Consider the following 11046-nt stretch of genomic DNA (forward strand, 5'->3'; position numbering starts at 1 on the left):
TTTTCTTCTAATTAGCAGATGAAAAAAAGTAAAATTTAGCGATTTTTCTTAAACTACATAAAACACATCGTTAAAGTGTGGTATTAATATAATCAGTGTCAACGTTAAGATGATGAAACTATCCGCTAAAGTAAGATATGGTTTATTAGCCTTGTTAGAACTAGCCGATCATTATCAACAAAGCAGTTTCTTACAAGTAGATGAAATCGTTGCTGCTCAAAACATTCCTTATCGTTATCTGATGCAATTGTTAATCTCCCTGCGACGTAGTGGAATTGTTCGTTCTCATCGGGGAATAAAAGGCGGTTATTGTTTAACTAAAGCGCCAGAAAATATTACTTTATTAGAAATTGTCACTTGTTTAGAAGGTATTCCTCAGCCAGAAAAATCAGGACAGGCTTCAGTTGAATCTGTAGATAATTTATTAATTGAGGATATATGGTCGCAAGCGAATCAATCCGTAATGCAGCTTTTTGCCAGCTATTCTCTAAAAAGTTTATCTGATAAACGTAAAGAAAGCCGCAAATCTAATCAAATGTACTATATTTAATTAATCTAGAAGAATATACCTCTTTTAACTGTCAGCAAAGAGGTATGCGAAATTTTATTGGAGATTATACAAACACTGATAATTAACAGGATTTACCTAAATTTCGTAATGCCATAATTCCTCTTCTTTAACCAAAAATCTATGTAAAGAAAGGCGTTCAATCAAACCTTGTTGTTCCAATTGAATTAAGACGCGAGTCACAGTAACGCGAGTTGCACCAAGCATTTCCGCTATATCTTGGTGAGTTAAACGTACATCAATTAACTGCCCGTTTTTAACTTCATGACCGAACCTTTTTGCCAGCCAACTTAATAGCTTAATCACCATCACATCGGTTTTTTTATAGCTACGAATTAGCAATAATTCCTCAGCTTGTTGAATATGCGCTAATAGAAGGTCTGTAATTTCCTGCCACTCTTGGGCGTGAAATGGTATTAGTTCTACTTTGGTTAAGCACTCTATTTGGTAAGCTTCCACCTTTGATAAAGCTTTACCGACAATATCTCCTGGCCCCCAAATTCCCAAAGTAACGATCGCATCGTCCTCCAGCCAAGTGGTTGCTTTGACCACACCTGACTCAATTTTCCAAAGCTGATTTGACTTAATTGGCAATATTGACCGGGGACTGAATTGCTGGCGAATTGGTTTTACAGATTGTTTCGTTGAGAGTAGCGTAAAGAGCATGGTATTGTAAAATACTGTTTGTCGATGTATTTAGCGTAGTTTTAAATATAGCAGTTTCTTGTCGAGGCACAATATGGGTATTAAAGTCGAGAATGTTTCTAAACGATTTGGCTCTTTCTCCGCCGTTGACCAGGTAAATTTAGAAGTGAAAACAGGTTCTCTGGTGGCGTTGTTAGGCCCTTCTGGATCGGGAAAATCCACTTTGTTGCGGATGATTGCAGGGTTAGAACTTCCTGATACTGGAAAAATTTGGCTGATTGGAGAAGATGCTACTTACCAGCGTGTGCAGGAACGTCACATTGGTTTTGTGTTTCAGCACTATGCTTTGTTTAAACATTTAACAATTCGCCAAAATATAGCTTTTGCTTTGGAAATTCGCAAAGTAGCGAAAAACAAGATTCAGCAGCGAGTTGAGGAACTTTTGCAGTTAGTTCAGTTGGGGGGGTTAGGCGATCGCTATCCTTCTCAACTTTCTGGTGGACAAAGACAACGGGTTGCTTTAGCTAGAGCATTAGCAGTACAACCAAGAGTTTTGTTATTAGATGAACCTTTTGGTGCATTAGATGCCAAAGTCCGTAAAGAATTGCGGACTTGGTTACGAAATCTGCACGAAGAAGTGCAAGTAACGACTGTATTTGTTACCCACGATCAAGAAGAAGCAATGGAAGTAGCTGATGAAATTGTGGTGATGAATCATGGTCGTGTGGAACAAGTTGGTCAACCATCAGAAATCTATGATAATCCGGCAACTCCTTTTGTGATGAGTTTTCTTGGGCCAGTGAATGTGTTACCAGGCGATACAGGCTTTTTACATACTAATAAACGGCTCACAGAAAAAGAGCAAATTTTCCTCCGACCTCACGATGTTTTAGTTCAGCTACAACCTGTTAAAGGTGCGGTATCTGCGAGAATTGACCGAATTATTTATTTGGGTTGGGAAATTCGCGTGGAGTTAGTTTTGGAGTCAGGAGAAAGAGTAAATGCTTACCTAAGTCGAGAGCGTTTTCTGCAACTGCAATTGCAGCCAAGTCAACAAGTTTACGTGCAATCTAAGAAAATCAAAATTTTCCCTTATGCGGTTTTGAAATAAGAGTTTTGCACCTAAAAAATTAACAAGTGCCAATCGTTAACCTCAAATTTTTAGACTTATGGAACCACTCCAAGAAACTAGCGATTATCCCCAGACTATTGAGCCGTTAGCACAGGTGAATTCTGAATTAGCAGCAAAAAAAGTTGTAACCAGAGCAAAAACAAGTTCGGAGCGAACCAGAGATCATTTAGCCAACGAAAGAACCTATTTGGCATGGATGCGAACTGCGATCGCTCTCACAGGTTTTGGAGTATTAATTGCACGCCTACGTTATTTGATTTCACCTGATGCTCCCGGAACAGGTTACGGTTGGGCACTTGGCTTACTTTTTGCCGGAATTGGTTTAGTAACAGTCTTACTTTCAACCCAGCACTATTTTTGGGTTCTGGGTGCAATTGATGCCGATACTTACCAACCTTCAAAAAGGTGGGTAATTCTTTTTAGTTTAGTGGTAATGCTTTTAGGAACAGGTGTAATTTATGTTCTTTTAACTATGCCAACTAATTTAAAGTTTTCCATGTTTTAAAATGTAAAAAAAAAAATTATATCTCAAATTGTTTTGTTCATCTAGTTAACAACAATATCATGTTAGATTCTCCCCCAAACAACGAAAGCTACAGTCTTATGGAACTATCTTCCAAACTGGAATATGCCTTGTTAGCACTTATAGAATTAGCCAGCAATACCACTAAAAAAGTTCCGTTAACTCTTAGCGAAATTACAACTAAACAGCCAATTCCTGAACGTTACTTGGAACAAGTTTTTACTAGTCTGCGGCGTGGTGGTTTAGTACAAAGTCATCGTGGTTCTAAAGGTGGCTATGTATTAAGTCGTGAACCTTGGGAGATTACTGTATTGGAAGTTGTGATTTCTTTAGAAGGTGAGCAGAAAGAGAAAAAGCGATCGGATTATTGCACTCTAGAAAAAGAAGCAATTTATAAAGTTTGGCAGCAAGCTAATTCTGCTTCCGAAAAAATCCTCAGCCGTTATACTCTCCAAGATTTATGTCAGATGAGGGATGAGCGTAAACATAATAATCCTATGTATTATATCTAAATTAGTTTTTAGATTAGGCGATCTCTGTCCAACCCTTACTGCGTCTGGGGTTGACAGATAGTTATCACCCATTCAAATTTTTTCCTCTTTCTTTGCAATTTAATATAGTAGTTATATTTGAGTTTTGAATAAGAGGTTTTTTTGAACCGCAGAGACGCAGAGAACACAGAGAGAAGAGAAGAAGAAATTTACAATTTAAATTCTTGATAACCATTTTTTGAGTGCCAAATCAATCAACAAATCTAATAATTCATAACTTTTTTCAGCGATTTTATATTGTACATAGTTAGGTATCATTACCGCATGATACTTTAATTCCGATGTTAAATAATTTAACTCTTCATAAGTTATTATTCCCAATTTCGAATATCTTTTTAAAATTACATTTCTGTCTTTACAGTATTGTCTAATATTTTTAAAGTCAGAAGTTATTATATAATTTCTGGTTGCCATTTCTTTAATCTTTTCGATTCTATTAGCTATTACCTTTTTGGATGAAGTAATTTTTGAGCCTATTCCATCAGGAACGAAACCTTCTATCAAAGCCTTTCCATTCCAATCTGTCCAAAGTCTAGCTCTAGCAACTCTTTCACTTTTGCCACCTTTTAAAGCTAACCATAAAAAAAGTATAATATTACGTTTACTATCTAGAGATAATTCAGCACATAATTTAGTTGTTTTACCCTTTTGTTTGCCATATTGGACACTACCAAGACTATAAATTTCTTCCATACGTGGATCAAATCTGAGGATTTTATGCCGGACTTTTAAAATTTCTTGTTTTTCCGACTCAGTACAATTAACCAGTAGTTTGAAAAACGCTCTTGGAGGCTCAGGTATATCATCGTTACTTTCCTTTTCTTGAAACGGAATCTCTAATTTTGTAATTTTATCATTTTCCACATTTTTCAACTGAAGATAGAACTTTTCTGAATCTGCCAAAACCGTAAATTGCCAAAATTCAATAGACAAATGGTGATACTTTCTGTCTGTAAAATTATCTCGGTGAAAACTTGGCGCAACAGCAATTAACCGCACAGGTTTTTCATAATCAATTCGCTCACTAAAAGTCTTTTCCTCACACAAAGCATGATAATAGCGAGTTAACTGCTGCACAACATATCGATCCTCAACATTTTTCAATTCCAAAACTACCAACTCTTGACTTTCACCCAAAGCTAAAATATCGCAAATTTGCCCATCTACAGAATATTGCCGCTTGAGAGGAGTTAACCCAAATAATTGAACTAAATTCAACCAAATAAAATCTTCCAAAGCAGCTTCGCTAGCAAATTCCCAACCTGTTCCAGTTTTTCTTAAACTAACTAAATCTAACATTCTGTCACTACTAAAAAAATATGCTCAATTTAGTATTCCCACAGATAGATCAGCTTTAACTAACTGGTAAAAAATCATATTGTTAACCTTTCTTAAGTTTTCTCGCTAGCAACTAGCGGCTAGCCTTTCTATAATTTAAGTAAACTGCTCTATTAGTAGCGTTATAGAAACAAAGGCAAAACAGATGCAAATTACAGATAGCGATCGCGCCGCCATCCGGTTTGTTATCGAACGCCAACTGGAAGCATTTCAGCACGAGGATGCCTTTACTGCATTCTCACTTGCTACCCCAGGAATTCAAGTTACATTCCAAACCCCGGAAAACTTCATGGAGATGGTGCGCTCTTCCTACGAAGCAGTCTACCGTCCTCGTTCAGTAATATTTGAAAACCTGGCAATTGTTAACGGTGCTTTAGCGCAACCAGTATTGGTGCTCGATCCCGAAGGAAACCCCAGAAGGGCACTTTACCAAATGGAAAAACAACCTGATGGTAGTTGGCGAATCAACGGTTGTTTCCTAGTTCCGATCGAAGTCCAACCACCTATTTAAAATTTCATCTCGGCGGACATACCTTTAATATTTGGTTGCCGCCTTTTTGAAATTCATATCCCACTTGTTTCACTTCCACACTATAACCTTGCATTTCCAATTTATTGATTACAGGTTCTAAGATAGGTGATACTTCTCCCGATATATTTAAAATCGGAAAAATTCTCACTTCTTTAGCAACCCGACACATTTCCCGAATCGCCGCCAAATGGAATTCTTCTAAAAGTTGCTCAGAATAAGTAAACAGGAAATGTGAGCATAAAGCTAAATCAAACTGATAATTATTAAAAGGTAATACTGGCAACCCATGCGGCAGATAACGCCCTTCTTTTAGCCCAAAGTCAAAATCTGCCAAAAATTTTTCCATTGCTGTCATGCGTACCTGTCCTAATTGCTCAGGAGAGGTAATTTCCTGCCACACATAACAATCTAAATTTGCTTGCACACCATTAACAACTGCTGAGTAAGTATCTTGAATTCGCTGTCTAATTTCATCAGCAGTAAAATAGTAAACCGGATCGCAAGATATTACATTGTATCCTTGCTCAGTCATTTCCGCATTAAAACTAGAAGGGCCTCCACCACAATCTAAAATCTTTAACTTTAACTCATCTGTTGTGAGATTAAACATTCTCACATATTCGGCAAAATTGCGCCCCCAAGGAATGACATTTTCCAGTTTTAGACCCACTAATTTGTTGCTCCTACATTACAAAAAAATAAGGGGAGGAATTACCCACCCCACACAAGAGATTATCAAAAGCCGATCGCGAATTCAACACTGGAAAAGCGATCGACCTAACCTAAACTAGGCGCAGCTTCCATAATTTCTCGTGGTACTCGTTGGTATTGCTTAAAGTTTTCCACAAACTTGTGTGCCAAAGCTTTCGCTTTTTCTTGATATGCTTCTGGATTGCTCCAAGTATTGATCGGATCTAAAATATTACTATCTACACCCGGAACAGACTCAGGAACTAAAATGTGGAAAATTGGATGGTGATGGAATTTTACATGATTTAATTCACCACTCAAAGCCGCTGAAATCATCGCACGAGTATCTGCGATCGCAATCCGTTTACCTACACCATAAGGCCCACCAGTCCAACCAGTATTTACCAGATATACATCAGCATTATATTCAATAATTCTGTCGTACAACATCTCAGCGTAAACAATCGGAGACAGAGGTAAAAATGGCTTACCAAAACAAGAAGAAAAAGTCGCTTGCGGTTCAGTAATTCCCCTTTCTGTACCAGCTAAATTACTCGTATAACCAGAGATGAAATGATACATTGCCTGTCTGTTTGTCAGTTTAGCAATCGGAGGCAAAACACCAAAAGCATCTGCGGTTAAAAAGATTACTGTTTTTGGATGACCACCAAAACCAGGTATTACACAATCAGGAATAAATTCCACTGGATAAGCAGCCCTAGTATTTTCCGTAACGCTGCTATCGTTATAATCTGGAGTCCGTTTTTCTGGGTCAATAGTTACATTTTCAATTAACGAACCAAAACGCAACGCTTCCCAAATTTGCGGTTCATTTTTCTTAGAAAGGCGAATAGTTTTAGCATAACATCCACCTTCAAAATTGAAGACTCCTTGCGTTGACCATCCATGTTCATCATCACCGATTAAACGACGTTCTGGATCGGCAGATAACGTTGTTTTTCCTGTACCCGAAAGACCAAAAAATAAAGCTGTATTACCATTTTCGTCCATATTGGCAGCACAGTGCATCGGCAAAACATTCCGTTTCGTCATTAAATAATTCATGAATGAGAACACGGATTTTTTCATTTCCCCAGCATAGTGAGTTCCGCCAATTAAAACAATTCCTTTTAGGAAATTCACTACAATAAATGCTTCGCTATTAATGCCATCCGTTTCAGGATCGCCTTGTAAACCGGGAACGGAAATTACTGTAACATCAGCATGATGATGCTTGAGTTCTTCTGCTGTTGGTCTAATAAACAATTGATGCACAAATAAATTGTGCCAAGCAAATTCATTAATGATTCTTACACCTAACCGATATTCAGGATCGGCACCAACATAACCATCAAAAACATACAAATCTTTGCCTTGCATATAAGCAAGTGCTTTCTTGTACAGTTGCTCGAATTTCTCTACGGAAATCGGCACATTTACGCTGTTCCAATCTATCTCATCATGAATACCTGGCTCGTCAACTATAAACTTATCTTTAGGCGATCGTCCTGTATACTTTCCCGTCTTCACAAACACCGCGCCATTCTCACCTAAAATACCTTCTTGGCGTGCTAAAGTATGTTCTACTAACTGCGATACTGATAAATTACGATACACACGACCGCAATTTTTAATTCCTAAAGACTCTAACCTATAGCTTTTTCCATTCTTTGATTCGCCTACTTGGAAAAAGCTTTCTTCCAAACGGCTAATAGTTGTCATATCCAGGGAATTGAGGGGGTAAGTTGTTGAGTTCAGCATATTAAGCACCCGCCTTGTATATTTAGGTTTTAACCTAGTTGTTCATCACCAGGTATTAAGTTATTCCTATTAACTTTTACCAAAAACTTTCGGGCTAAAGTTACTTATTAATGAAATTTTGTATATTTTAATACTGTTTTGGAATTTGTAAATAAAATACAAGGTAATGAGAGGTGTACTTTTATGCAATAAACGCATCTCATAATTGTATATTTTACATTATTTTTTATCGGAAAACTCCCGAAAGCAATCTAATTCTTTAAATAGATAATTCATTTACCAGTTAGTGCCACTTACCCTTTAAGATAGTGATATATTTTTAAGGTTGATTATGTTCGGAACTATACAATTCTACTTTAGCTTAACCAGTTATTGAGGAATTGTGTAATCTATTACTTTATAGAAACCTTTTTACTAAAATTATTTTACTTTAGTCACCCAACTAACCATTAGTAAAATAACAATCAAAAAAGTAATTCAAGTAGCTTGTTGTGAGCACTTTAGTGCTTTGCTAAGAGGACTAAAGTCCTCACAACGAACTTATTAACTCATCATTACTTGAGATGGGGTATTACTATTGCGAATTTCCGGGGAAAGCACTTGGTTTAATTTGCCACTGCGATAACCTTCTAAATCCAGAGTCACATAAATAAATCCAAATTCTTGAAAAGCAGTGACTAACTGGGGTAAATCTGTTGTTAAAACAAACTCTTTAATTTGCTCTGGTGCTAATTCAATTTTGGCAGTATCACCAGTCGATCGCACGCGCAAATTTTTCCATCCCAACTTCCGCAAATGAAGTTCTGCTCTCCCCACTCTTTGTAATTTAGCGATCGTAATTTCTTCCCCATAAGGAAAGCGAGAACTTAAACAAGGTTGAGCAGGTTTATCCCACCAAGGAAGTCCTAAGAATTTAGAAATTTCTCGCACTTCCAATTTCGTAATTCCTACTTCCGCTAAAGGCGATCGCGCACCCCGTTCCTTCGCTGCTTGAATCCCCGGACGATAATCTCTTAAATCATCAGCATTTACCCCATCTACCACATAAGGATAACCCAAACTTAAAGCTAAAGGTTTTAGGGTATCATGCAATTCACTTTTGCAAAAATAGCAGCGATTTACTGGGTTAGCAGTGTAATTGGAATTTTCCATTTCATGAGTTTGAATTACTTGATGCGGAATCCCAATTTCTAACGCTTGAATCTTGGCATCTTCCAAATCTTCTGGTAATAAAGAAGCAGATTCCGCAGTTACAGCTAAAGCGCGATCGCCCAAAACATCATAAGCAACTTTCGCCACCAAAGTACTATCAATTCCTCCTGAATAAGCAATAATCGTTCGCTCCATTTCCGCAAAAATGTTTTTTAATTGCTCTAATTTTTGTTCCAACATAGTTTCCCATCTCACAAACTCAATCAGTAGAAGACAGAAGCAAAGAAGAGTTGTACAAAGCTTTTCACCTTTTTTCAACTTAGAGATTATTTCTGCCGTGCTGCACTAACTACTACTTTGCCACCTTTCTAGGTTAACAATTTCTGTTATACCAATTCACGAAATGAATAATAACGCAAGTTGCTAGTTATTAATTCTTTCTTGTTCCCCCCTTGAGTAAGGGGGGTTAGGGGGGATCTTAGGCTGTGATTACTAGGTTTAGATCCCCCCAACCCCCCTTAATAAGGGGGGCTAAGAAAGAGTTAGACTTGTAACTAGCAACTTGAGTTAATACATATCTGAAAAGGGCGGGTTTTGTTGAAGATTTGATGGTGGGTAGCCCAAGTTAATGGCTAAACCCGCCCCTACAAATTATTTGTATTAACCTTAACGTGAAATGGTATTACTCCTAAGTTGCCCTTCCAGCCAAGCAAATGGAAAAGTACTCTATTCAATAATATCAAGTTGTTAAAAACCCATAATTAATAAACTTAGACGATCGCATTTTTCAGCTAACTCTCTCAATAATGCGATCGTCTTATTCTGTCGCCAAAGGTGCAAAAGCTTTATCTACCTTCTGCCTTCTGACTTATTTCACCAAAAAAGCCGCACATTCAACATGAGCAGTTTGGGGAAAGAAATCAGCAGGTTGCACTCTGGTTAACTGATAACCACCAGCACACAAAATTTTCAGATCGCGTGCCAAAGTCGCAGGTTTACAACTAACATAAACAATCCGACTCGGTTGAATTTCCAAAAGAGAATCTAACACAGTGCGATCGCAACCCTTACGCGGCGGATCTAACAACACAATATCCGGCGTTACTGCCAACTGCGGCAACAAATTTTCTACCTCTCCCACCTGAAAAGTAGCATTAGTAATCTGATTCAAAATAGCATTTGCCTCAGCTTGTTCCACCGCCTCTCGTTGCATCTCCAAACCAACTATTTGGCGCACCAATTTAGCCAGAGGTAAACTCATCGTACCAATGCCAGAATAAGCATCAACCAAAACCTCATTTCCTTGTAAATTAAGTTGCCCAATAATTTCTTTTAACAGCAACTCCGCCACTTCTGTATTTACCTGGAAAAAAGTATCCGGGCGAATTTGAAACTCTAAATCAGCAAACTTTTCCCGTAAAAAAGGTTTCCCGGCAACACAGCGAGTTTCCTCACCGAAATTAGCATTTGTGCGATCGGGATTTCGATTCAGCGACACCCCCACCAACTGAGGATAACGCTTCAACCAAGCTTCAGCCTGAGCCTCAACTCCCGGCAAATCCCAATCCTTCACCACCAAAGTTAACAACATTTCCCCCGTGCGTCGCCCAATCCGCAGCGACAGATGGCGTATTTGCCCGCGATGGTGTTTTTCGTTATAAATTCGCCAACCCCGCCCTTGAATGTCCTGCTTTACCTCAGCAAGCATTGGATTTAACCTAGCATCCTGTACCGGGCATTGGTTCAAATTGACAATCTGATGAGAACCCTTTTGGAAATAGCCCGCCTGCACCTTCTGTATCGATGACAAACCCACAGGATAAGTCGATTTATTACGATATCCCAAAGCCGAATCCCCTGCCAAAACCGCATCCACAGGTGGCGCAGAAATTCCGCCAATCCGTTCCAAAGCTTGAATCACCAAATTCCGCTTTGCTTCCAACTGATACTCATAGTTAATATGCTGCCATTGGCAACCGCCGCATTTGTCCGCCACAATGCAGCCAGGGCGAGTCCGATGGGCAGAAGGTTCAATAATGTCTTGCAGCTTGCCAAAGGCGTACTGGGGCTTAACGCGGAGTAAGCGGACAGAAATGCGATCGCCCACCACCGTATCCGGTACAAACACCACCCTCTCCCCAAAACGCCCTACCC

General features: G+C 38.6%; 11 protein-coding genes. 5 read left to right on the forward strand and 6 right to left on the reverse strand.

Annotated elements, in window-relative coordinates; genetic code table 11:
* Positions 1-109: 109 nt before the first annotated feature.
* Entirely contained in the window at positions 110-550 is a 441-nt protein-coding gene (locus IQ264_RS13900; RefSeq protein ID WP_228061527.1) for an RrF2 family transcriptional regulator, read from the forward strand.
* 96 nt (positions 551-646) lie between these two features.
* Here the strand turns inward: IQ264_RS13900 and IQ264_RS13905 are convergent, their stop codons facing one another.
* Positions 647-1234 carry a Crp/Fnr family transcriptional regulator gene (locus IQ264_RS13905; RefSeq protein WP_193981379.1) on the reverse strand — a complete coding sequence of 196 codons (588 nt, stop codon included), beginning with the start codon at positions 1232-1234 and terminating at the stop codon, positions 647-649.
* Between the two features lie 73 nt (positions 1235-1307).
* Between IQ264_RS13905 and IQ264_RS13910 the strand changes: the two genes are divergently transcribed.
* The 3 genes from IQ264_RS13910 (at position 1308) to IQ264_RS13920 (ending at position 3380) form a co-directional block, all read left to right on the forward strand.
* Complete coding sequence (locus IQ264_RS13910; protein ID WP_193981380.1) at positions 1308-2324, forward strand: sulfate/molybdate ABC transporter ATP-binding protein; 1017 nt, start codon at positions 1308-1310, stop codon at positions 2322-2324.
* Between the two features lie 58 nt (positions 2325-2382).
* Complete coding sequence (locus IQ264_RS13915) at positions 2383-2850, forward strand: YidH family protein (RefSeq protein WP_193981381.1); 468 nt, start codon at positions 2383-2385, stop codon at positions 2848-2850.
* A gap of 98 nt (positions 2851-2948) precedes the next feature.
* Positions 2949-3380 (forward strand): RrF2 family transcriptional regulator, encoded by a 432-nt coding sequence (locus IQ264_RS13920; RefSeq protein WP_228061528.1) that lies wholly within the window; start codon positions 2949-2951, stop codon positions 3378-3380.
* Positions 3381-3575: 195 nt separating this feature from the next.
* On the opposite strand, the gene IQ264_RS13925 is transcribed toward IQ264_RS13920, so the two are convergent.
* Positions 3576-4718: an endonuclease NucS domain-containing protein gene (locus IQ264_RS13925; protein WP_193981383.1), complete on the reverse strand. Its 1143-nt coding sequence runs from the start codon at positions 4716-4718 to the stop codon at positions 3576-3578.
* A gap of 184 nt (positions 4719-4902) precedes the next feature.
* Between IQ264_RS13925 and IQ264_RS13930 the strand changes: the two genes are divergently transcribed.
* Entirely contained in the window at positions 4903-5268 is a 366-nt protein-coding gene (locus IQ264_RS13930) for a DUF4864 domain-containing protein (protein ID WP_193981384.1), read from the forward strand.
* Positions 5269-5272: 4 nt separating this feature from the next.
* Here IQ264_RS13930 and IQ264_RS13935 read toward each other — a convergent pair whose 3' ends face one another.
* The 4 genes from IQ264_RS13935 to rlmD all read right to left on the reverse strand — a co-directional run.
* Entirely contained in the window at positions 5273-5959 is a 687-nt protein-coding gene (locus IQ264_RS13935; RefSeq protein WP_193981385.1) for an SAM-dependent methyltransferase, read from the reverse strand.
* 107 nt (positions 5960-6066) lie between these two features.
* The gene (pckA, locus tag IQ264_RS13940; protein ID WP_193981386.1) at positions 6067-7740 is read right to left on the reverse strand and encodes a phosphoenolpyruvate carboxykinase (ATP); all 1674 of its coding nucleotides are present in this window, start codon (positions 7738-7740) and stop codon (positions 6067-6069) included.
* A 543-nt stretch (positions 7741-8283) separates the two neighbouring features.
* Positions 8284-9132 carry an ATP-dependent sacrificial sulfur transferase LarE gene (gene larE, locus IQ264_RS13945; protein ID WP_193981387.1) on the reverse strand — a complete coding sequence of 283 codons (849 nt, stop codon included), beginning with the start codon at positions 9130-9132 and terminating at the stop codon, positions 8284-8286.
* 628 nt (positions 9133-9760) lie between these two features.
* Positions 9761-11046 (reverse strand): 23S rRNA (uracil(1939)-C(5))-methyltransferase RlmD (gene rlmD, locus IQ264_RS13950; RefSeq protein WP_193981388.1); only part of this gene is annotated, 1286 nt, incomplete at its 5' end.

This window comes from [Phormidium] sp. LEGE 05292, from assembly GCF_015207735.1.
Taxonomy (GTDB): Bacteria; Cyanobacteriota; Cyanobacteriia; order Cyanobacteriales; family Aerosakkonemataceae; genus Floridanema.